The organism is Micromonospora sp. NPDC005215, assembly GCF_040607915.1.
In the GTDB taxonomy this organism is placed as follows: Bacteria; Actinomycetota; Actinomycetes; order Mycobacteriales; family Micromonosporaceae; genus Micromonospora.
In genome coordinates this window covers 76,584-98,096 of the sequence record NZ_JBEXHQ010000025.1, presented here as the reverse complement: position 1 = coordinate 98,096, position 21,513 = coordinate 76,584, and the positions used below count along the sequence as shown (strand labels likewise).

23 protein-coding genes are annotated in these 21,513 nt (G+C 70.5%); 12 read left to right on the top strand and 11 right to left on the bottom strand.

Annotated features, from left to right (window positions below; all coding sequences use genetic code 11):
• Positions 1-7 precede the first annotated feature (7 nt).
• The 3 genes from ABZU25_RS19750 to ABZU25_RS19740 form a co-directional block, all read right to left on the bottom strand.
• Complete coding sequence (locus ABZU25_RS19750; RefSeq protein ID WP_355030800.1) at positions 8-1,798, bottom strand: 3-hydroxybutyryl-CoA dehydrogenase; 1,791 nt, start codon at positions 1,796-1,798, stop codon at positions 8-10.
• Positions 1,799-1,924: 126 nt separating this feature from the next.
• Positions 1,925-2,989, bottom strand: coding sequence for an alpha/beta hydrolase (locus ABZU25_RS19745; RefSeq protein ID WP_355030799.1), 1,065 nt, complete (start codon positions 2,987-2,989; stop codon positions 1,925-1,927).
• Positions 2,990-3,089: 100 nt separating this feature from the next.
• Positions 3,090-3,506, bottom strand: coding sequence for an FHA domain-containing protein (locus tag ABZU25_RS19740; RefSeq protein WP_355030798.1), 417 nt, complete (start codon positions 3,504-3,506; stop codon positions 3,090-3,092).
• A 255-nt stretch (positions 3,507-3,761) separates the two neighbouring features.
• Here ABZU25_RS19740 and ABZU25_RS19735 point away from each other — a divergent pair, with 255 nt between their 5' ends.
• Together ABZU25_RS19735 and ABZU25_RS19730 are read left to right on the top strand one after the other, a co-directional pair.
• Complete coding sequence (locus tag ABZU25_RS19735) at positions 3,762-5,258, top strand: aldehyde dehydrogenase family protein (protein WP_355030797.1); 1,497 nt, start codon at positions 3,762-3,764, stop codon at positions 5,256-5,258.
• An 80-nt stretch (positions 5,259-5,338) separates the two neighbouring features.
• A complete protein-coding gene (locus ABZU25_RS19730; protein ID WP_355030796.1) occupies positions 5,339-5,998 on the top strand; it encodes a class I SAM-dependent methyltransferase in 660 nt (219 codons plus the stop codon).
• A 5-nt stretch (positions 5,999-6,003) separates the two neighbouring features.
• On the opposite strand, the gene nucS is transcribed toward ABZU25_RS19730, so the two are convergent.
• Entirely contained in the window at positions 6,004-6,663 is a 660-nt protein-coding gene (gene nucS, locus ABZU25_RS19725) for an endonuclease NucS (protein WP_355030795.1), read from the bottom strand.
• A gap of 71 nt (positions 6,664-6,734) precedes the next feature.
• Between nucS and ABZU25_RS19720 the strand changes: the two genes are divergently transcribed.
• Positions 6,735-7,352 (top strand): DUF4126 domain-containing protein, encoded by a 618-nt coding sequence (locus ABZU25_RS19720; protein WP_355030794.1) that lies wholly within the window; start codon positions 6,735-6,737, stop codon positions 7,350-7,352.
• 68 nt (positions 7,353-7,420) lie between these two features.
• Here the strand turns inward: ABZU25_RS19720 and ABZU25_RS19715 are convergent, their stop codons facing one another.
• Entirely contained in the window at positions 7,421-7,879 is a 459-nt protein-coding gene (locus tag ABZU25_RS19715; RefSeq protein WP_355030793.1) for a hypothetical protein, read from the bottom strand.
• A 240-nt stretch (positions 7,880-8,119) separates the two neighbouring features.
• Here ABZU25_RS19715 and ABZU25_RS19710 point away from each other — a divergent pair, with 240 nt between their 5' ends.
• The 3 genes from ABZU25_RS19710 (at position 8,120) to ABZU25_RS19700 (ending at position 10,397) form a co-directional block, all read left to right on the top strand.
• Complete coding sequence (locus ABZU25_RS19710) at positions 8,120-9,340, top strand: sensor histidine kinase (protein WP_355030792.1); 1,221 nt, start codon at positions 8,120-8,122, stop codon at positions 9,338-9,340.
• Positions 9,337-10,020 (top strand): response regulator transcription factor, encoded by a 684-nt coding sequence (locus ABZU25_RS19705; RefSeq protein WP_355030791.1) that lies wholly within the window; start codon positions 9,337-9,339, stop codon positions 10,018-10,020. The genes ABZU25_RS19710 and ABZU25_RS19705 overlap by 4 nt, the downstream gene beginning before the upstream one ends.
• Before the next feature lie 80 nt (positions 10,021-10,100).
• On the top strand, positions 10,101-10,397 hold the full coding sequence (locus ABZU25_RS19700; RefSeq protein ID WP_355030790.1) for a DUF1540 domain-containing protein: 297 nt from the start codon (positions 10,101-10,103) through the stop codon (positions 10,395-10,397).
• Positions 10,398-10,413: 16 nt separating this feature from the next.
• On the opposite strand, the gene ABZU25_RS19695 is transcribed toward ABZU25_RS19700, so the two are convergent.
• Positions 10,414-12,420: a protein meaA gene (locus tag ABZU25_RS19695; RefSeq protein WP_355030789.1), complete on the bottom strand. Its 2,007-nt coding sequence runs from the start codon at positions 12,418-12,420 to the stop codon at positions 10,414-10,416.
• 151 nt (positions 12,421-12,571) lie between these two features.
• Between ABZU25_RS19695 and ABZU25_RS19690 the strand changes: the two genes are divergently transcribed.
• Together ABZU25_RS19690 and ABZU25_RS19685 are read left to right on the top strand one after the other, a co-directional pair.
• Positions 12,572-13,423, top strand: coding sequence for an ABC transporter ATP-binding protein (locus tag ABZU25_RS19690; RefSeq protein ID WP_355030788.1), 852 nt, complete (start codon positions 12,572-12,574; stop codon positions 13,421-13,423).
• Entirely contained in the window at positions 13,420-14,265 is an 846-nt protein-coding gene (locus ABZU25_RS19685) for an ABC transporter permease (protein ID WP_355030787.1), read from the top strand. Before ABZU25_RS19690 ends, ABZU25_RS19685 begins: the two co-directional genes overlap by 4 nt.
• Positions 14,266-14,305: 40 nt before the next feature.
• On the opposite strand, the gene ABZU25_RS19680 is transcribed toward ABZU25_RS19685, so the two are convergent.
• Positions 14,306-15,154, bottom strand: a complete 849-nt coding sequence (locus tag ABZU25_RS19680) for a 3-hydroxyacyl-CoA dehydrogenase family protein (protein ID WP_355030786.1) — start codon at positions 15,152-15,154, stop codon at positions 14,306-14,308.
• A 181-nt stretch (positions 15,155-15,335) separates the two neighbouring features.
• On the bottom strand, positions 15,336-15,605 hold the full coding sequence (locus ABZU25_RS19675) for a hypothetical protein (RefSeq protein WP_355030785.1): 270 nt from the start codon (positions 15,603-15,605) through the stop codon (positions 15,336-15,338).
• Positions 15,606-15,654: 49 nt separating this feature from the next.
• On the opposite strand from ABZU25_RS19675, the gene ABZU25_RS19670 reads away from it, so the two are divergent.
• On the top strand, positions 15,655-16,029 hold the full coding sequence (locus ABZU25_RS19670) for a hypothetical protein (protein WP_355030784.1): 375 nt from the start codon (positions 15,655-15,657) through the stop codon (positions 16,027-16,029).
• A 120-nt stretch (positions 16,030-16,149) separates the two neighbouring features.
• Positions 16,150-16,776: a hypothetical protein gene (locus ABZU25_RS19665; RefSeq protein WP_355030783.1), complete on the top strand. Its 627-nt coding sequence runs from the start codon at positions 16,150-16,152 to the stop codon at positions 16,774-16,776.
• Here ABZU25_RS19665 and ABZU25_RS19660 read toward each other — a convergent pair.
• Complete coding sequence (locus ABZU25_RS19660) at positions 16,767-18,200, bottom strand: serine/threonine-protein kinase (RefSeq protein ID WP_355030782.1); 1,434 nt, start codon at positions 18,198-18,200, stop codon at positions 16,767-16,769. The genes ABZU25_RS19665 and ABZU25_RS19660 overlap by 10 nt on opposite strands.
• Before the next feature lie 44 nt (positions 18,201-18,244).
• Here ABZU25_RS19660 and ABZU25_RS19655 point away from each other — a divergent pair, with 44 nt between their 5' ends.
• Positions 18,245-18,793 carry an RNA polymerase sigma factor gene (locus tag ABZU25_RS19655; protein WP_355030781.1) on the top strand — a complete coding sequence of 183 codons (549 nt, stop codon included), beginning with the start codon at positions 18,245-18,247 and terminating at the stop codon, positions 18,791-18,793.
• A 98-nt stretch (positions 18,794-18,891) separates the two neighbouring features.
• Here the strand turns inward: ABZU25_RS19655 and murA are convergent, their stop codons facing one another.
• The gene (gene murA, locus ABZU25_RS19650; RefSeq protein ID WP_355030780.1) at positions 18,892-20,331 is read right to left on the bottom strand and encodes a UDP-N-acetylglucosamine 1-carboxyvinyltransferase; all 1,440 of its coding nucleotides are present in this window, start codon (positions 20,329-20,331) and stop codon (positions 18,892-18,894) included.
• Here murA and ABZU25_RS19645 point away from each other — a divergent pair.
• Entirely contained in the window at positions 20,330-20,902 is a 573-nt protein-coding gene (locus ABZU25_RS19645; protein WP_355030779.1) for a cob(I)yrinic acid a,c-diamide adenosyltransferase, read from the top strand. The genes murA and ABZU25_RS19645 overlap by 2 nt on opposite strands.
• 147 nt (positions 20,903-21,049) lie before the next feature.
• Here ABZU25_RS19645 and ABZU25_RS19640 read toward each other — a convergent pair whose 3' ends face one another.
• The gene (locus tag ABZU25_RS19640; RefSeq protein ID WP_355030778.1) at positions 21,050-21,505 is read right to left on the bottom strand and encodes a DUF2550 domain-containing protein; all 456 of its coding nucleotides are present in this window, start codon (positions 21,503-21,505) and stop codon (positions 21,050-21,052) included.
• Between the last annotated feature and the right edge of the window lie 8 nt (positions 21,506-21,513).

Here is a 21,513-nt window from a genome sequence, read left to right as displayed (position 1 = left end):
GACCCGGTCAGCGGTGCGAGTGGTCGCGGAAGCCGCGACGGGCCTTGCGGCCCAGGTAGCCGGCGGTGACCAGGTGCTCCAGCAGCGGCGCGGGCGCGAAGCCCGGCTCGCGCAGCTCCAGGTACAGCTCGCGCTGGATTGCCAGCGCGACGTCCAGCCCGACCACGTCGAGCAGCTCGAAGGGGCCCATCGGGTAGCCGCAGCCCAGCTTCATGGCGTGGTCGATGTCGTCGGCCGTCGAGTAGCTGGCCTCCAGCATCTTCACCGCGTCGTTCAGGTAGGGGAAGAGCAACGCGTTGACGATGAACCCGGACCGGTCACCGCAGACGACACCGGTCTTGCCGAGCGCGGCGCAGACGGCGCGGGCGGTGGCGGTGGCCTCCGGGGAGGTGCGGATCGTGCGGACCACCTCGACCAGCGGCATGACCGGCGCCGGGTTGAAGAAGTGCAGCCCCACCACGTCGGCCGGTCGGTGGGTGGCCATCGCCACGTCGATCACCGGTAGCGAGGAGGTCGTGGTGGCCAGCACCACGCCCGGCTTGCAGATCTCGTCGAGGCTCGCGAAGAGCGCCTTCTTCACGCTCAACTCCTCGACCACGGCCTCCACCACGAGGTCGACGTCGGCGAGGTGGTCGAGCGTGGCCGACCAGCTGATCCGGCCGAGCGCGGCGTCCCGGTCGGCCTCGGCGAGCCTGCCGCGCACCACGCCCTTGTTCAGCGAGGTCTTCACCGCCTCGCAGACCGTCGCGGACTTCTCCGCGCCGCGGGTCACCGACACGACCTCGTAGCCGGCCTTCGCGAAGACCTCGATGATCCCGGTGGCCATCGTCCCGGACCCCACCACGCCAACTTTGGCGATCGCTCGCGCGCCGTCGGCGAGCCCGGCCTCCGTCGTCAGCGGCGTCGCCTCATCCGGTACGACCACCGGAGAGCCGGGCCGTTCGTAGGTGTAGAAGCCCCGGCCGGACTTCCGACCGAGCAGCCCCGCGGTCACCATCTGCTTGAGCAGCGGCACCGGGGCGTGCCGGCGGTCCCGCCCGCCGCGCCGGTACATGGTGTCCAGAATCTCGTACGCGGTGTCCAGGCCGATCAGGTCCATCAGCGCCAGCGGGCCCATCGGCAGGCCGCAGCCGAGCTTCATCGCGGCGTCGATGTCCTCCCGGGCGGCGTAGTGCGACTCGAACATGGCGACCGCGTGGTTGAGGTAGCCGAAGAGCAGCGCGTTGGCGATGAAGCCGGCCCGGTCGTTGATGGTGACGTCGACCTTGCCGAGCCGGGCGCAGAGCGCCTCGACATCGGCGACCACCTCGGGCGAGGTGACAACGGTGCGGACCACCTCGACCAGCTTCATCACCGGCGCCGGGTTGAAGAAGTGGATGCCGATCACCTGGTTGGGCCGGGTGGTGGCCACCGAGATCTCGGTGACGCTCAGCGACGAGGTGTTGGTGGCGAGGATGGCTTCCGGCCGGCAGACCCGGTCCAGTTCCGCGAAGATCCGCTGCTTGAGGTCGAGGTGCTCGGGCACCGCCTCGATGACCAGGTCGACGGAGTGCAGCGCGGGCAGTCCGACCGCGAAGTGCACCCGCTCGTGCAGGGCGTCGCGGTCCGCCGCGGCGAGTTTGCCCTTGGCGACCGCCCGGTCGGTGGAGGCGGTGAGGGTGGCCCGGCCGCGTTCCAGCGCCGGTTCGGAGATCTCGACAGCGACCACGTCGATGCCGTTGCGGGCGAAGACCTCGACGATGCCGGCACCCATGGTGCCCAGCCCCACCACACCCACGGTGCTGAACTCGCGCGCCACGACCGGCCTCCCCAGACACTCCGCACGGCCCCTGAACGGCCGCTAAGGCTATGCGCGCGAGTCTGCCACGTGACGCTTGGTTGTCGAGACGCCGTGGCATATTTCACCGCCGACGACGCGCTGTCGCTAGGCGGCGGGCCCGGTGGTCAGCGCCAGCAGTTCCGCGACGAACTCCGCCGGCCGCTCCAGGTGTGGGCTGTGCCCGCAGCCGGGCAGCACCACCTCGTGGTACGCGCCGCCGGCCGCCGCGTACCGCTCCAGCACCGACCGGGTCTGGCCGACCATCGGCTGCGGCGGACAGACCTCCTCGCCGGGCCAGCCCGGCACGAGACCCAGCGAGCCCAGGTACGCCAGGTCGAACAGCGAGGTGTCCGAGACGATGACGTCGGCGTCGCCGCGTACCCAGGTGACCGGGGGCTTGTCGGCGACGGCCACCAACTCGTCGGCGAGCCGGAACCAGGTCGGGGCGAGCGCGTTGAGCACACCACGCTCCCCCGGCGCGGTGCCCGGCCAGTTCGTCGAGGGCACCGCCGTGCCCGGGTAGTTGTCGTCCCCGGTGGCGGTGGAGAGCACGGTGTCCAGGAGCAGGTCCTCGTCCGCGCCGAGTGCCGCCGGGTCGGCCACGTAGGTGGCTCGCAGCACAGCACGTGGGCTGGCCGGGGTGTCCGCGCTCCGATCGCCGGCGGCGAGCCGGGCCACGAAGTCCGGGTTCGCCGTGCCCGCGCCGGTGCCGGCGAAGTCGGGAGTGGTCGGTGTGCCGGTCAGGTCGCGGGTGCCACCGAAGCCGTACGGGGAGACCGGTGCCGCGAGCAGCAACGCGCCCACCCGGTGTGGGTGGTCGACGAGCAGTCGCATCGCCACTCCGCCGCCGAGGGAGTGTCCGACCACCACCGGGCGGGTGTCGCTGGCGCTGAAGAGCGTCGGGTCGTCCAGCAGGGCGGCCACGTCGTCGGCGAAGTCCCGCAGGCCTCGGGTGGCGTCCACCGGTGCCGTCGCGGAGTCGCCGTACCCGCGCAGGTCGGGGGCGACCACCCGCAGCGTCGGCGGCAGCCGCCGGACCAGCGGCTCCCAGAACAGCGCGGACGAGCAGTTGCCGTGGATCAGCAGCACCGGGGTGCCGTCCGGCGGGCCGGCCACCCGGACCGCCTGGGTGATGCCGTTCGCCGTCACGCTCCGCTGCTCGGTTTCCATCCGCGGGATGGTGCCAGGCCCGCCGACGCCGGTCCAGGTGTCGGACAGCCACCCCGGGCGCGCCCCAGGTGTGGGCCACGCCCGGGTCGGCGTGCGCCGGTCAGCGGCGGACGCTGGGCGGCGCGGCCAACGGCAGCGGCAGTGTCGGTCGGACGTCCCGCCGGGACGGGCCGAAGCTGAGCCCCACCGGATCGGTGTGCGCCACTCCCGGGTCGAAGAGGCGCAGTTCGGTACGGCCGAGTCGGATCACGTCGCCGTCGGAGAGACGTTCGACCTCGGTGATCCGACGGTCGTTGAGCCAGGTGCCGTTTGTCGAGCCGAGGTCCCGCAGCGACGGGCCCTCCGGGGCCAGCCACACCTCAGCGTGGCGGCGGCTCAGGTGCGGGTCGCTGATGACGACGTGACCGGTCGGCGCCCGACCGACCACCTGCGGTTCGACCCGAAGTCGAAAACTCGCTCCGCGCATCGGCCCACCCGCCACCGTCAACAGTGGCATCAGTTCCGGATGTTCCTCCATGGACAGTCAGCCCTCCACCCCACACCGTTACTCCGCGCGTCAGCCTGCCATCAGACGGTAATCATCGATACCGACCGGCCGGTCAGCTCCTCGCCACCTCCCGGCTACCCGCCGTTCGACGATTCGGGCGGGCCTCGTTCACCACCAACACCCTGAGCTGCACTGATGAACGACCAGGCGCAGCGGTACGACGCCGGTCCGGCCGGCCACAATCCGGACCTACCGGTGAGTAATCCTCGGGTCTAGACTTCCGCCATGACGGCTGTGCATGTCCCGGGCCTTCCGGCGATCGAGGCGGGTCGGCTGGTCTCCACCAGCCCGGCCACCGGCGCTGAGGCCGGCCGCTTCCCGGTCGCGACCGACGCCGACGTGCGGCGGGCCGTCGAGGACGCCCGCGCCGCCGGCGGGTGGTGGGCCGGGCTCGGCTTCACCGACCGCCGCGAACGGATGCTGCGGTGGCGTGCCCTGCTCGCCAAACGCATCGAGGAGCTGGCCGAGCTGGTGCACGTCGAGGGTGGCAAGCCGATCGCCGACGCCATCGTCGAGATCGTCACGGCGATCGAGCACATCGACTGGGCCGCCCGCAACGCCGGCCGCGTGCTCGGCCCGCGCCGGGTGCGGTCCCGGCTCATCCTCGCCGAGTTCTCCGGTCACCTCGAATACCAGCCGCACGGCGTGGTCGGTGTGATCGGGCCGTGGAACTATCCGGTCTTCACGCCGATCGGTTCCGCCGCGTACGCGTTGGCCGCCGGTAACGCCGTGGTGCTCAAGCCGAGCGAATACACCCCGGCCGCCGGCCAGTGGCTGGTGGACAGCTTCGCCGAGGTGGTGCCCGAGCACCAGGTGTTCACCGCCGTGCACGGGCTGGGCGACGTGGGTGCCGCGCTGTGCCGCTCCGGGGTCGACAAGGTGGCCTTCACCGGCTCGACCGCCACCGCCCGGAGGGTGATGGCCGCCTGCGCCGAGACACTGACCCCGGTGCTGATCGAGGGCGGCGGCAAGGACGCCATGATCGTCGACAGCGACGCCGATCTGGACGCCGCGGCTGAGGCGTGCGTCTGGGGCGGCATGACCAACGCGGGCCAGACCTGCATCGGCATCGAGCGGGTGTACGCGGTCGACTCGGTCTTCGACGCCTTCGTCGACAAGGTGGTGGCCCGAGCCGGTCAGTTGACCGTCGGGCCGGAGGGCACCGATATCGGGCCGATCACCATGCCCGGACAGCTCGACGTGATCCGTCGGCACATCGACGCCGCGATCGCCTCCGGCGGGCGTGCCGTGCTCGGCGGTCCGAGCGCCGTGCAGCCGCCGTACGTGCACCCCACAGTGTTCGTGGACGTCCCGGAGGAGTCGGCCGCCGTCCGCGAGGAAACCTTCGGCCCCACGCTGACCATCAGCCGGGTCCGCGACGCCGACGAGGCCGTCACCCGCGCCAACGCCCTGCCGTACGGCCTGGGTGGTTCGGTCTTCGGCCGGCGGCGGGCGGTGTCCATCGCGCGGCGACTGCGCTCCGGAATGGCCTCGATCAACTCTTCACTGACCTTCGCCGGCATGTCCACCCTGCCGTTCGGCGGGGTCGGCGACTCCGGCTTCGGGCGGGTCCACGGGGAGGACGGGCTGCGCGAGTTCGGCCGGGCCAAGGCCGTTACCCGCCGTCGGGCCCGCTCGCTGCTGCCGTCGATGACCTTCGAACGGACCCCGACCGACGTGGCCCGACTCGTCAAGGCCATCAAGATCATGTACGGAAGGTGAGTGTCGGATAACCGATCTCCGGCAAAGATCAGCGTATCCACATGTTTATACGCGGTGTCGGCGGCGGTACATTGCGTTAAATGGGCCCCAATCGATTGCGCTACCGCCTTGTCGACAGCGAGCAGTCGTGGAGTGCGCGGCGGCGCCGGCATCGCTCGGACTGGCTGGCGCGCACCTTTCCGGGCATCGGCGACATGCACGTGGTCGATCTCGGCGGCCGGCTCGGCACCTGGCACCGCGCGACCGTCCGGCCGGCCCGGGTGACAGTCATCAACCTGGAGCAGCCGCCCGCCGCCGTGCCGGACTGGGCCCACGTCGAACAGGCCGACGCCTGTGACCTGCCCCCGCGCCTTGCCAGGAGCGACTACGACCTGGTCTTCTCCAACTCCGTCCTGGAGCATGTGGGCGGGCACGAACGCCGGCTGCGCTTCGCCGCCACCGCCCGCGGACTGGCCGAGCGGCACTGGGTGCAGACGCCCTACCGCTACTTCCCCATCGAGCCACACTGGATCGCGCCCGGGATGCAGTTCCTGCCGGTGCGACTGCGCACCGCGCTCGCCCGCCGCTGGCCGCTGGGCCACAAGCCGACCCGCAGCCACGACGCGGCGATCCACCAGGTGCTCTGGACCGAGCTGCTGGACCGCTCGCAGATGCGCCACTACTTCCCCGACTCGACAATGCTTGTCGAGCGGGCGTTCGGCCTGCCCAAGTCGCTGATCGCGGTGCGTACCGGCGGGTGAGCCGCTCAGAAGAGCGTCAGTTCGTCCTTCTCGATGCCCCGCAGCCGGTCGTAGTTCACGACCACGCACCGGATGCCCCGGTCGGCGGCGAGCACCCGGGCCTGCGGCTTGATCTCCTGAGCCGCGAAGACCCCGACCACCGGGCTGAGCAGCGGGTCACGATTCATCAACTCGAGGTAGCGAGTCAACTGCTCCACACCGTCGATGTCGCCGCGCCGCTTGACCTCGACGGCGACCGCACCGGAGTTGGCGTCCCGACACAGCAGGTCGACCGGGCCGATCGCCGTCATGTACTCGCGGCGAACCAGCGTGAACCCCGCACCCAACGCACCGGGGTTGGCGGCCAACAACTCCTGCAGGTGCGCCTCCACCCCGTCCTTTCGCAGGCCCGGGTCCACCCCCAGCTCGTACGAGGTGTCCTGGAAGATCTCCTCCAGGGTGATCCGCAGCTCCTCGCCGGCCTTGTTGACCACCCGCCACACGCCGGGGGCCTCCTCCAGCCGGCACGGCGGGCTCATCCAGTTCAACGGCTTGTACGCCCGGTCGTCGGCATGGATCGACACCGACCCGTCCGCCTTCACCATCAGCAACCGAGTGGCCGGCGGCAGGTGAGCCGAGAGCCGTCCGACATAGTCCACCGAGCACTTCGCAATGACCAACCGCACCCGACGAGGGTAGCCGAGGACCCACCGGTCGCCACCGAGCGGCACTGGCGCGTCGGTGCGATGCTGAGACCGTGTTCGAAGTCCTCACCGGCACCGGCCTCGCCGCCTCAGCGGGTCTGAACGCCTACATACCCCTGCTCATCCTCGGTCTCCTCGGCCGTTACACCGACCTCATCGACCTACCCAGCGGCTGGACCTGGCTCGGCAACGGCTGGGTCATCGTCATCCTGGCCGTGCTGCTCGCCGTGGAGACGGTGGCGGACAAGGTCCCCGTGGTCGACCACCTCAACGACGTGGTGCAGACCGTGGTCCGACCCACCGCCGGTGGCCTGGCCTTCGGCGCCGGATCCTCGTCGGAGACGGTGACGGTCAGCGACCCGGGGAGTTTCTTCTCGTCGCACCAGTGGGTGCCGGTCGTCACCGGCGTGCTGCTGGCGTTGGGCGTGCACCTGCTGAAGTCCGCGGCACGGCCGGTCATCAACGCGACCACGGCCGGGTTCGGCGCCCCGGTGGCCAGCACCGCCGAGGACGCCACCAGCGTGGTGGTCTCCCTGGTGGCGATCATCCTGCCGGTGCTGGTGCTGGCTTTCCTGCTCGGTCTGGTGGTCTTCGTCTACTGGTTCCTCCGGCGGCGCTCGGAACGCCGCCGGGAACGCGAGGCGGCCCGCGCCGCCGGCTTCCGCGTCTGACGGTTCGCCCGGGTACGGCGGGACGGGCCTCCCCCTCTGGACCGTCCCGCCGTACGATCCGGTCGCGCTCAGCGCCAGGTGCCGTCGCAGGCGACCTTCGTCGAACCGCTGTAGGTACAGGCTCGCGCGTGGAGGTCCTTGGTCGGGTACCGCGCCTTTGACCAGGAGGACGCCGAGGTCCCGCCGTTCGCGGAATTGGTGTCGCTGAGATAGTTCCGGTAGTGGTACGCCGCGTCTCCATCGACGTGGTACCGGATCTGGAGCACCGCCTTATACCCGTCCGGCTGGTTGTCCGCGATGTAACCACGGACCCAGACCTCGGTGCCGCGCCAACAGATCTCGGCGTCGCCGTACGCCCCGTAGATGAGGCTCTGGGCGAGCCGACACGTGCCGCTCTTGGCACCCACCTCGTACCACTCGTCGGCGGCCTGGGCCGCCGTTGTCGTCGCGGCGAGGCTCATCCCCGCGATCGCGGCGATGGCAGCCACTCGGCCGGTCCAGCGCCCCATCCTGGTCCCTGTCGCCATCGTGCACCTCCTCCTGATCGGGCCGGCGGTGTCGCCAACCACAGTGAGGACGCTACGGACGCGACGGCCTCCGATCGTCCCGCCAGGGATTGACGTTCGTGGAAACCTTTGCGGTACCGGCGCGGTCGCGACCGGCGTCGGAGCGTGGGAGTGCCGCCGTCCGTCGTACAACCACTGTGGTACTGCGGAAGCCCGTCACGGGTTGACGACAGGCGCCCGGGGCTGGGTTACCGTGCGCGGATGGTCGCTCAAGCGGCAACGTGGCCGGGCCGCCTGCGGCGTCTCGTCGGTCACCGCCCGCTCCTCGTGGACGGGCTACTGGCCACCGCGACGGTCGCCGTCGGCCTGGCGCTGGCCAGCCAACAGCCACCGGCGGGGATCCGCCCGATGGACCTGCCGGGTTACGCCCTGACCTGCCTGCTCGGTGCCCTGCTGGTGGCGCGGCAACGGGCACCGATGGCCGTTCTGGTGGTGTACTGCGCCGCCTGGGCCGGCTACATCGGCCTCGGCTACTGGCCGGTGGTGAACAGTCCGGGCATGCTGCTGGCGCTCTACACGGTCGCCGCGAGACGCCCGGTCCGCACGGCACTCACCGCCGCGGTGATCGCGGCCACGGTCTGGGTGTACGCCGGCCACGAGTCCCTGCTGATCGCCGTCGTGCAGGGCGTGGCGTGGACCGGCGTGGTGGCGTGGATCGGGCACGGCGCGGGGCAGTTGGCCGCGAGCAACAAGCGGCTCGCCCGCGTGGCCCGCCAACTGGAGTACGAGCAGGAGCAGCGCGCCCGTCGTGCTGTCGTCGAGGAGCGGGTTCGCATAGCTCGGGAGCTGCACGACGTCGTCGCCCACCACATGTCGGTCATCTCGGTCCAGGCGGGGCTCGCCCGGTACGTCCTCGCCTCCGACCCGCAGACCGCTGGGAACGCACTGGGCACCGTGCTGGAAACCAGCGGCGAGGCGTTGGACGAGCTACGTCGACTGCTGTCCCTGTTGAGACTGAACGTGGACGACGCTGGCGAGGAGAGCGGCTCGTACGCTCCCGCTCCCGGGCTGGATCAGCTCGACGAGTTGGTCCAGCGGGTCCGGGCCGCGGGCGTACGGGTCGAGCTGACCACGAGTGGCGTCGCACGGGCGTTGCCGCCCGGCACCGATCTGTGCGCCTACCGGGTGATTCAGGAGGGTCTGACCAATGTGCTGAAACACGCGCCGACGGCGGCGGCGACCGTGGCACTCCAGTACGCCCGGGACCGGCTGACCGCTCGGGTCCGCGACGACGGCGCGCCAGGTCCGAGCGGGGTTACCGAGGGTCATGGCCTGGTTGGCATGCGGGAACGAGCCCACCTCTACGGAGGCACGCTCACCGCCGGGCCACACCCGGAGGGCGGCTTCGAGGTCGTCCTCACCCTGCCGATACCTGCGATCGTGGACGATGACCGCGTCGCCCCGGGAAGGGATCTCTCGTGATCACAGTGCTCGTGGTGGACGACCAGGTGCTCATCCGTGCCGGCCTCTCGGCACTGATCAGCGCCGCCCCTGGCCTGGAGGTGGTGGGTCAGGCGGCAAACGGTCACGAGGCGGTGGCCCTGGCGGGGTCGACCCATCCGGACGTCATCCTCATGGACATCCGGATGCCCGGGCTCGACGGTGTCCGGGCCACCGAGCGGATCCTCGCGGCGGCCGGGGACACGCCACCCCGGATCCTCATTCTCACCACCTTCGACCTGGACGAGTACGTCTACGCCGCGCTCCGCGGCGGCGCGAGTGGCTTCCTGCTGAAGGAGACTCCGCCACAACGGTTGCTCGCCGCCATCCAGACCGTTGCCGAGGGTGAGCTGCTGTTCGCGCCGACGGTGACCCGGCGGCTGATCGAGGCGTACACCCACCGCGACCGGGACCCGGCCGGGCCGCCACCCGACCTGGGCCCGTTGACCGCCCGAGAGTTGGAGGTGCTGCGGCTGGTCGCCAAGGGGATGACGAACGGCGAGATCGCCGACAACCTGATACTCAGTGAGGCGACGGTCAAGACCCACATCAACCGGACCATGACCAAACTGAACCTGTGCAGCCGTGCCCAAGCGGTGGTGGCCGCGTACGAGGCGGGCCTGGTAATTCCCCACGGGTCGGCCCGCCGCCAACCGAGCTGACCCTCGGCGGGGCGGCCATATCGGGGTTGGCCGGGTCGGCAGAAGCCTAGGATCAGGGCAAAGACCTAGAGGAGGTTGGCATGACCGCAGCGTTGGAGATGCCCCGAGTCCAGGAATGTGTCGTTGCCGCGTGCGCGTACAACCAGTCAGGTGACTGCCACGCCTTCGCGATCACCATTGGCAGCATGGATCACGCCCACTGCCACACCTTCGTCGAGTCGCCCATCCGGGGTGGCGTGGACGGCCTGACCGCCCAGGTCGGCGCCTGCCAGCGTTCGGACTGTCGGCACAACGAGCAGTTGGAGTGTCACGCGTCGTCGATCAAGGTCGGCCCGGACAACGACATGGCCGACTGCATGACGTACGCCAACCGCTGACCCATCGACAGCGGGATCAGGGCAGGTCGTTTGCCTGCCGGATGACCGTCACCAGGTCGTCGATGATGCCGGTGAGGGCGAAGTCCTTCGGGGTGAAGACCCGGGCCACCCCGGCTGCCCGCAACGTGTCGGCGTCACGGGCGGGGATGATGCCGCCCACGACCACCGGTAGGTCCGCCCGTCCGGCGGCCCGCAGCCCGTCGAGCACCGCGGGCACGGCGGCCAGATGGGAACCGGAGAGCACGGACAGCCCGACCAGGTCGACGTCCTCCTCGACGGCGGCGGCGACGATCTGCCCCGCGGTCAACCGGATGCCCTGGTAGACGACCTCGAAGCCGGCGTCGCGGGCCCGTACCGCGATCTGCTCCGCGCCGTTGGAGTGCCCGTCCAGGCCGGGTTTGCCAACCAGCAGCCGCAGCCGGCCGCTGCCCAACTCCCGGGCGGTGGCGATGACCCGCTCGCGGACGGCGGCGAGGCCCGGGTCCCCGCCGCTGCCGGCGGCACCGGCCAGGCCGGTCGGCGCCCGGTACTCGCCGAAGACCTGCCGCAGCGCTCCGGCCCACTCGCCGGTGGTCACCCCGACCCGCACGCACTCCACTGTGGCGGGCATCAGATTGGTGGTGGTGGCGGCGTCCGCGCGAAGCCGGGAGAGGGCCGCGTCGACGGCGTCCGCGTCCCGATCGGCCCGCCACCGCCGTACGCCGTCCACGGCGGTGGCCTCGACCGCCGGGTCGACCTGCTCGACGGCTTCCGCCCCGGCGGCGGTCAGCGGGGAGGGTTCGGTCTCGGTGTACCGGTTGACCCCGACCACCACGTCGGCACCGGACTCGATCCGCCGGCGGCGTTCGGCCAGCGAGGCGACCAGCGCGCTCTTGAGGTAGCCGGTCTCCACGGCGGCGACCACACCGCCCAGCTCCAGCACCTTGTCCAGCTCGACCCGCGCCCCGGTGACGACCTCGTCGACAAGCGCCGTCATCACGTGCGAACCGGCGAAGAGATCGGGATATTCGAGCAGATCCGACTCGTACGCCAGGACCTGCTGCATCCGCAGCGACCACTGCTGGTCCCACGGGCGGGGCAGGCCGAGCGCCTCGTTCCAGGCGGGTAGCTGCACCGCGCGGGCCCGGGCGTCACGGGACATCGTCACACCGAGCATCTCCAGCACGATGCGCTGGATGTTGTTCTCCGGCTGCGCCTCGGTGAGGCCCAGCGAGTTGACCTGCACGCCGTAGCGGAAGCGCCGCTGCCGGGCCTCGGTGACCCCGTACCGGTCCCGGGTGATCTCGTCCCAGAGCACGCCGAACGCGCGCATCTTGGCGATCTCCTCGACGAAACGCACCCCGGCGTTGACGAAGAACGAGATCCGCTGCACCACGTCGCCCATCCGCTCGGGCGGCACCTGACCGGAGTCACGGACGGCGTCGAGCACGGCGACCGCGGTGGCCAGCGCGAAGCCGACCTCCTGCACGGGCGTGGCCCCGGCCTCCTGGAGGTGGTACGAGCAGATGTTTACCGGGTTCCACCGGGGCATCGTCGTCAGCGTGTGGGCGATGACGTCGGCGGTGAGCCGCAGCGACGCGGCCGGCGGAAAGATGTACGTCCCCCGGGACAGGTACTCCTTGATGATGTCGTTCTGGGTGGTCCCGGAGAGCACGTCGGGGGTGTAGCCCTGCTCCGCGGCGACCATGCCGTAGAGGGAGAGCAACCACATCGCCGGGGCGTTGATCGTCATCGAGGTGTTCGTCTCGGCGAGCGGTATGCCGTCGAAGAGCGCCCGCATGTCGCCGAGGTGGGCCACCGGCACGCCGACCCGACCGACCTCGCCGGCGGCCAGCTCGTGGTCCGGGTCGTACCCGGTCTGGGTGGGCAGGTCGAAGGCGACCGAGAGGCCGGTCTGTCCCTTCGCCAGGTTGCGGCGGAAGAGGGCGTTGGTCGCTGTCGCCGACGAGTGGCCGGCGTAGGTGCGCATCACCCACTGGCGGTCCCGCTCGGGCAGCCGCCCCGGGAATGCCGTCTCATCCATGGCTGGAGCTTAAGTTACCGTTCAGTAAAACGGGCTGTGGAAAACCACACAGGTCCATGTCGGGGACGTCCGGGCGCGAAGTGCGCGCTGTGGTGCGCACCGCCATACCCCGGGCACCCTGCCCGCCGGGTCAGGACGCACACTGGACGGCATGGATGACGAGCTGGCCATCTCCGTCCGCGGGCTACGCAAGGCCTACGGCGACAACGTCGCGGTGGCGGGCGTGGACCTCGACGTGCGCCGGGGCGAGGTGTTCGCGTTGCTCGGCCCGAACGGCGCCGGCAAGACCACCACCGTGGAGATCCTGGAGGGTTACCGACGCCGGGATGCCGGCGAGGTCTCCGTGCTCGGCACGGACCCGGCGCATCCGGACGCCGACTGGCGCTCCCGCGTCGGCATCGTGCTCCAGGGCACCGGCGAGTTCGACGAGCTGACAGTGGCCGAGGTGATCCGGCACTTCTCCGGCTTCTATCCCGACGCGGACGACCCGGACAAGGTGATCGAGCGGGTCGGGCTGGCCGACAAGGCGAAGGCGCGTACGCACACCCTCTCCGGCGGGCAGAGGCGCCGCCTGGACGTGGCGCTGGGCATCATCGGTCGCCCTGAGCTGCTCTTCCTCGACGAGCCGACCACCGGCTTCGACCCGGAGGCCCGCCGCGAGTTCTGGGAGCTGATCCGCGACCTCGCCGCGGCCGGCACCACAATCGTGCTGACCACCCACTACCTGGACGAGGCGGAGACGCTCGCCGACCGGGTCGGGGTGATCGCCGGGGGCCGGCTGGTCGAGGTGGCCGCCCCGAACCAGCTGGGCAACCGGCAGGAGGCCCTGGCCATTGTCTCCTGGCGTACCCCGGACGGGACGCCGGAGAGCGCGCAGAGCGCGACGCCGACGGCCCTCGTGGCCGAGCTGGCCGCGCGCTACGGCGGCGAGGTGCCGGGGCTCACCGTGACCCGGCCGACCCTGGAGGACGTCTACCTCACCATGATCGGACACGCGCGATGACCACCACGACAAGGCCGGCGACGCCGGTCACCGCGACCCGCGGTCGTCGGCCCAGTGCCGGCGCGCTCGCCCTGCGCCAGGGCCGGCTGGAGATCACCCAGTTCCTGCGCAGCCGGGAGTCCGTGGTCTTCACGATGGGCTTCCCCATCATCATGATCCTGATCTTCGCCTCGATCTTCGGTGGCACGATCGGCGGCGGGGTCAAGTTCACCCAATACTTCATCACCGGCATGATCGCGACCGGCCTGATGACGGTGAGTTTCCAGAACCTCGGCATCTGGATCCCGATCGAGCGGGACCGGGGCGTGCTCAAGCGCTACCGGGGCACGCCGATGCCGAAGTGGGTCTGGTTCGCCGGCAAGGTGATCATGGTGGTGGCGATCGGCATCGCCGAGACCGCGTTGCTGCTGGCCGTCGCGGTGGCGTTGTTCGACCTCGACCTGCCGGGCACCGCCGGAAAGTGGGTCACCTTCGGCTGGGTCGCCGTGCTCGGGGTGTCCGCGTGCACCCTGTGCGGCATCGCCATCTCGTCGCTGGCCCGCACGGCCCGCAGCGGCTCGGCCGTGGTCACCCCGGTCGCCCTGGTGCTCCAGTTCATCTCCGGAGTGTTCTTCGTCTTCACCGACCTGCCCACCTGGATGCAGCAGGTGGCGGCGCTGTTCCCGCTCAAGTGGATGTGTCAGGGACTGCGGTCGGTCTTCCTGCCGGAGAGCTTCGGCGCGCAGGAGCCGGGCGGCTCGTTCGAGCTGGGCCGGGTCGCGCTGGTGCTGACCCTGTGGTGCGTGATCGGCGTGGTGCTCTGCCTGACCACCTTCCGCTGGACCACCAAGCGCGACGGCTGAGCGGCCGGCCGGGGCGGTCCCCCGCCCCGGCCGCCACAACTCAGTACGTGTAGAAGCCCTTGCCGGTCTTGCGGCCCAGGTCGCCGGCGGTGACCATCCGCTGGAGCAGCTCCGGCGGAAAGAACTTCTCGTCGGCCGTGTCGGTGTAGATGTTCTTCGAGGCGTGCAGCAGCACGTCCACGCCGGTCAGGTCGGTGGTCGCCAGCGGGCCCATCGCGTGCCCGAAGCCCAGCCGGCAGGCCGTGTCCAGGTCCTCGGCGGACACCACGCCGGACTCCACCAGCTTGACCGCCTCCATCACCAGTACGGAGATCAACCGGGTCGTGACGAAGCCGGCGATGTCCCGGTTGACCACCACCACGGTCTTGCCGATCTCCTCGGCGAAGGCTCGCGCGGTGTCCAGCGTCGCGTCGCTGGTCTGGTAACCGCGCACCAGCTCGCAGAGCTGCATCATCGGCACCGGGGAGAAGAAGTGGGTGCCGACGACCGCCTCGGGCCGCTCGGTCACCGCGGCGATCTGGGTGACCGGGATGGCCGAGGTGTTGGTGGCGAGCACCGCGTCCGACTTGCAGATCTTGTCCAGGGCGCGGAACACCTCGTGCTTGATCTCCAGCCGCTCGAAGACCGCCTCGACCACGATGTCCGCGTCGGCCGCCGCCTCCAGCTCGGTGGTCGGGGTGATCCGGGCCAGCGTCGCCTCGACCTCGGACGCCTCGATCTTGCCCTTCTCGGCGAACTTCTCCAGGGACTTCCGGATGCCGCCGAGCCCCCGGGTGGTGGCCGCGTCGTCCAGGTCGCGCAGCGTCACCTGCCAGCCCGCCTGCGCCGCCACCTGGGCGATGCCGGAACCCATCAACCCAGCCCCGACGACCGCGAGTCGACCCGCCATCTACTTCTCCCTCGCTGCGATTGAGTGCCTTCGAACACCCTAGTCGGCGAGCCTGAACGATGGCTAAGCGCTCCACACGTGAGGATGTTGGACGCTTCCGGTGAGCTTGGGCGGGGTAGGGACCGGCGACGGATTCATGACTCCGCTCGGCGAACAAACTCCCTCGCGGGTGCATCGAACCCTACGACAACAACCCAGCGGCTATCAGCCAGGAGTTCATCATGCGTGCCACGCCCTTGGTCGGAACCCTCACCAGCCTTCTGCTCGTCGCCGCGTGCGCGTCACCGGCGCACCAGAGCGGCAACGCCGCGCCGGCCGGCTCACCGGACCCCGCGACCAGCACGGCCACCACCGGAACGCCCGCGTCGTCCTCGCCATCCGCGCCATCCGCGCCGTCCTCGCCGTCCGCGTCGTCTTCGCCGTCGGCGCGGCCGTCGAGCAGTGCCGCCACCGATCAGCTCGTCCTGGGCCCGAACGGGCTCGGCTCGCTGAAGCTCGGCATGTCCCGTCAGCAGGCCACCGCGACCGGCATGCTGCGGAACCCCTTCGACACCACCAGCCGCTGCGGTACGTCATTCCTGCGCGCCGCCCCGACCGAGGAGGGGACCGTCACCCTCTCGCCGACGGTGGGAATCGCCGCCATCAGCGGGTGGCCCGGCATCAGGACGCCAGAGGGTCTGCGCATCGGCATGTCCAGCGCCGAGATGCTTCGGATGTACCCGGGTTACAAGGCCGCCGAGAGCGCGGAACCGACCAACGCTCGCGGCTACGTCAAGGCCCCGGGCAACGTCAAGGCCCTCTACCGCATCGCAACGAGGAACGGCAAGGTCACCGGGCTGAGCCTGCAGCACGTGGACCAGGACTGCTACGAGTGAACCGACCCGATGATGCCGCGCTGGGATGACGCATTCACGACTCCGCTGGGCGAACAAACTCCGGTGCGGGCGCATCGAACCCTACGACAACAACCCAGTGGAATGAGCCAGGAGTTCATCATGCGTGCCACGCCCTTGGTCGGAACCCTCACCAGCCTTCTGCTCGTCGCCGCGTGCGCGTCACCGGCGCACCAGAGCGGCAACGCCGCGCCGGCCGGCTCACCGGACCCCGCGACCAGCGCGGCCACCACCGGGACGCCCGCGTCGTCCACGCCGTCCGCGTCGCCTTCGCCGTCTGCGCGGCCGTCCAGCAGCGCCACCACCACCGCCCTCGTCCTGGGCCCGAACGGGCTCGGCTCGCTGAAGCTCGGCATGTCCCGTGAGCAGGCCACCGCGACCGGCATGCTGCGCCCGTTCGCCGACTACCGGGACGAGTGCGCGCTGGCACAACTGCGGCCCGCCCCGGCCGACAAGGGGAATGTCAATCACTCCCGAACTCTGGGGATCGCCACCATCGACGCGTACGGCAGCATCAAGACGCCCGAGGGAGCGCGAATCGGCATGTCCAGCGCCGACATGCTCCGCATCTACCCGGGGTGGACGGCGGTTAACGACGGGGACGCGACCAACGGTCGCGGCTTCGCGAAGACCCCCGGCAACAACAAGGCCGTCTACCGCATCGCGACGAGAAATGGCACGGTCACCCAGCTGACTCTGCAGTACGCGAACCAGAACTGCTACGAGTAGACGGACCCGACCCGGCCGGCCTGCGGCGCCAGCGAGTTGGACAGCCGCAGGCCGGCCAGGATCTCGTCGGTCAGGTCGGCGCCGCCGACCTGCTTGATCTGCAGGTAGACGCCGTAGCCTCGCTGCGGCACGGTGAGCACCACCTCGCTGAAGGAGATCGAGGCGTCACAGGAGGTCCAACGCCGTACCCGTGCCTGGTTACCGCCCACGTCCAGGGTCCGGTCGGGCTGCTTGACGCAGGCGGTGTGGCTGGGGAACGAGGGTGCCGCGCCGCCGGCGAGCAGAGCCTTGCTCGCACCGACGAACACGCCGGGTGTCCGGCTCGCGGGATCGGACCAGACGTCGAGATCCGGGGCGACCACGAGACCCGGCGCCTGGCCGGCGGGAAGTCGCAGCACGGAAGGATCCCAGCCGGCGTCCCTCACCTGACCAGCCCAGCTCGACGGCACCGCGACCGACAGGGCACCGGAGACATCGGCCACGCGTACCCAGCCCGACCGTGCCGGCAGCGTGGAGCTGGAACCCGCCGTCGCCAGCAGCGCGGTCAGTGCGACCCCGACGCCGACGACCCGTGCCGACAGGCGCACGAACCGGCCACGGCCCGTGTTCCGTTCCATCGAAGCGATGACCCGGTGCAGCTCTTCGACCATCACCGCGGCGGACGCCCAGCGTTGCCGAGGGTCGTGATGCAGCGCGCGTCGCACCAGATCGTCCACCGTGGACGGAACACCGGGCCGCACCTGGGACGGCCTGGGCAACGCCCGCCCACCCCTGCCCGCGCGGCCGGCCTGCTCGGGAGGGTTTCCGGTCAGCATGTGGTACATCGTCGCGCCGATCGCGTAGACGTCGGCGCGGATGTCCAGACCCCCGCCCGGGGTGGCCTGCTCGGGCGGCATGTAGCCGGGTGTGCCGGCGGCGATGGTGAAGCCAGACGCGTTCGCGAGCGCCTTGGCCAGGCCGAGGTCGGCGACGAGTACCCGATCCCGATCCGCGGCCGGCTCGAACAACACATTTGACGGCTTGAGGTCGCGGTGCAGCACACCGGCCTCGTGCAACACCGTGACGGCACTGGCGATATCGGCCGCGACGAGCAGGGCCTCCCGTACCGGCATCGGCCCCGAGACGAGCCGATCCGCGAGGGTGCCACCGGCCGCGTACGGCATCACCAGATACGGCCGGCCGTCCGGCAGCTCACCGACGTCGAGGACACGCACGAGCAGGCTGGAATCCGTGCGCCGCATGATCCGCGCCTCCTGCTCGAAGCGCTCCCGCAGATCGGCGTGGTACGACCAGTTGTCCGCCAGCACCTTGATCGCCACCGACGCGTCCAGGGCATCGTCCGCGCCGAGCCAGACGGTGGCGAACGCTCCGGAACCGATACGCCGCAGAACGCGATATCGGCCGATCTTGTCGGGTACTGACACGCCCGTATTATGACCCCCAGGACGGGGAGGAACGGGGCCTGCGCATGTCAGACGATCTTGAAATCGAGGAGCTCGCCGGCCGCGCCGCCACGGGCGACGCCGCCGCTCTCGACGCGCTGTTGAGCACGATCGGCCCGCGGGTCCTGCGGCAGTGTCTGCGCCTCCTCCCGTGCCGGCAGGACGCCGAAGAGGCGTGCCAGGATGCCCTTCTGCAGGTCGCACGCAAGATAGACAGCTTTGCGGGGCGGTCGAAGTTCTCCACCTGGCTGTACGTCGTCACGGCCAACTGCGCCCGGCAGACGTACCGAAGCCTCAAGCGCCGGGCCGGCGAGCAGTCCACGCCACTGCTTCCGCTCGATGCCGCCGACCCGCGCACGACGAGCGTGATCGCGGGCTCCCGGCTCGACCTGCTGGACGCGCTGGAACGGCTGGAGGCGCACCGACCCGAGTTGGTCGCCCCTCTGGTGATGCGCGATCTGTGCCAGTTGACCTACGACGAGATCGCCGACCACCTCGCCATTCCGGTCGGCACCGTGAAGTCACGCATCCATGACGCGCGACGGCACGTACGCGCCTCACTACAGGCCGCCTGACGTCGCGAGAGCCGCGACATGCCCGGGTGAACGGTCGGGCGTGTGGACGCCCGCGGTGCGGCCCACGCACGGCGTGAAGGTGGACCGGAGAGCTGGCCTCAGATCTCCAGCGACGGTTCCTCCGGGGTGGTGCCCCGCTCGACCGCCACCCCGAGAGCGCGGAGATCGGCAACGAAATCCGGGTACCCCCGGTCGACGTGATGCACGTGGGCAACCTCGGTGACCCCCTGCGCGCACAGCCCGGCGATGATCAGCCCGGCGCCGGCGCGGATGTCGGTCGCCTGCACCGGTGCGCCGGAGAGCCGATCCCGCCCGCGGACCACCGCGTGGTGCCCATCGGTCTTGATGTCCGCGCCGAGCCGCATCATCTCGTTGGCGAACATGAACCGGCCGTCGAAGATGTTCTCGGTGATCAGCGAGGCGCCATCACTGACCGCCGCCAGTCCGATCGCCATCGGCAGCAGGTCGGTGGCGAAGCCGGGGAACGGCAACGTCACCACGTCCACCGCCCGGGGCCGGTCGTCCATCCGTACGCGAAAACCGTCCTCCCGGGTCTCCACCAGGCCACCGGCCGCCACCACCTTGTCCAGCGCGACCTCCAGGTACGCCGGGTCCAGCCCGGTCACCGTCACGTCCCCCCGGGTCATCGCCGCCCCGAACGCCCAGGTGCCAGCGACGATCCGGTCCCCCACCGTGGCATGCCGCACCGGGTGCAGACCCGGCACCCCGGTGATCCGCAACGTGGACGTGCCCGCACCGGAGATCCGCGCCCCCATCTGGTTGAGCATCGTGCAGATGTCGACGATCTCCGGCTCCCGGGCGGCGTTGTCGATCATCGTGACGCCCTGGGCCAGCACCGCCGCCATCACCAGGTTCTCGGTCGCGCCGACACTGGGGAAGTCCAACACGATGTCCGCGCCGCGCAGCCCGTGCGGGGCGGAGGCGATGACGAAGCCGTGCTCACCGGAGATCTCCGCGCCCATCCGGGTCAGCCCGGAAATGTGCATGTCCAGCCCCCGAGACCCGATGGCGTCGCCGCCGGGATGGGCCACCCGCACGTACCCCCGGCGGGCCAGCAGCGGGCCGAGCACACAGATCGACGCGCGCAACCGTCGGACCAGGTCGTAATCGGCGTCCGCGCCCGGCTGCTCCGGCACGTCGATGGTCACCGAACGGGACCGGGCCACCCCGCCCCGAGCCACCATCGGGTCGACCGGGTCGTCCGCGTCGAACCGGACGTCGCAACCCAGCCGGCGCAGCACCTCGCCCATGATCGCGATGTCGGTGATCCGCGGGACGTTCGTGATCACGCTGCGGCCCGGGGCGAGCAGCGCGGCGGCCATCAGCTTCAACGCCGAGTTCTTGGCCCCCACCACGTGCACGGTGCCGGCGAGCCGGGCGTCACCGTGCACCCGGATGACGTCGACATCGTTCACCGCCGGGTCGCCCGCGTCGCCGGGGCCCACCACCGGCCAACTGGTCGCGCTGTCCGGCCGCGCCGGGATCGTCAGGTCGGGAATCCGTAGGCTGTGCGTCATGGCCGTCCACCTCACGCGCATCTACACCAAGGCCGGCGATGCCGGCATGACCAGGCTGAGCAACAACGAGCAGGTGCCGAAGACCGATCCACGGATCGCCGCGTACGCGGACGTCGACGAGTGCAACGCCGCGATCGGCGTCGCGCTCGCCCTGGGTGGGCTCGACGAGGAACTGCGGGGCGTGCTGGGGTCGGTGCAGAACGATCTGTTCGACGTCGGCGCGGACCTGTCCACCCCGGTCGAGCCGGAGCCGAAGTACCCGCCGCTGCGGGTGACCGAGGAGTACGTCGAGCGCCTCGAGGGTTGGTGCGACGAGTACAACGCACGCCTGAGCAAGCTCGACTCCTTCATCCTCCCCGGCGGCACCCCCGGCGCGGCGCTGCTCCACGTGGCGCGGACCACCGCCCGGCGTGCCGAGCGCGCGGCGTGGGCGCTGGTCAGCCACGACCCGGAACGGACCAGCACCCTCCCGGCAAAGTATCTCAACCGGCTCTCCGATCTGCTCTTTATCCTGTCAAGAACGGCAAATCCGGCGGGAGATGTGCTGTGGGTGCCGGGCGGCAAGCGCTGACCGTCGGCGCACCGCACCGCACCACGTCGAGGTCTGGGTTCCCACTCTGACCGCCGCCACGCGTAGCCGGGGCTTGATCCACTCGGGCTCATGAAAACAGGGGCATCCCGACCAGCAGGACACCCCAACATCAAGAAACCGAGTGGATCAGGCAGCCGGCCAGTCCTGGGAGGCCATACGCGGCGAGACCGCCCCCGGAGGGGCGGCCTCGAGCCAGGAGAGGAAACCGGTAGCGGTCGACCGAGCCATGGCGATCTCCACCGGTGCGTGGTGACTGGTACAGCGGAGGATCACCCAGTCGGCCGGCATGGAGAGCCGTTCCTGACCCTCCGGCAGCCGACGGCGTTCGACCGCCAGCCCCTTGCGGGAGAGCACCCGCTTGGGTCGGATCGCGAAGCTGAACATTCGGTACCACCGCAGCTCGTCACCTGCGAACCGGCCGAAGCCGGGCGACCAGCCACGGCCGTCGAGCATGGTGGTGACTCGGACGCTGAGCCGGATGATGCCACCGCTGCGGGTGACCAGGGCTCGCCGGACGAAGAGGGTGAGAAGCGCGCCGAGGATGACGACAACGCCGATCCCGATTCCTTCGACGATGTCCATCCCCGGTG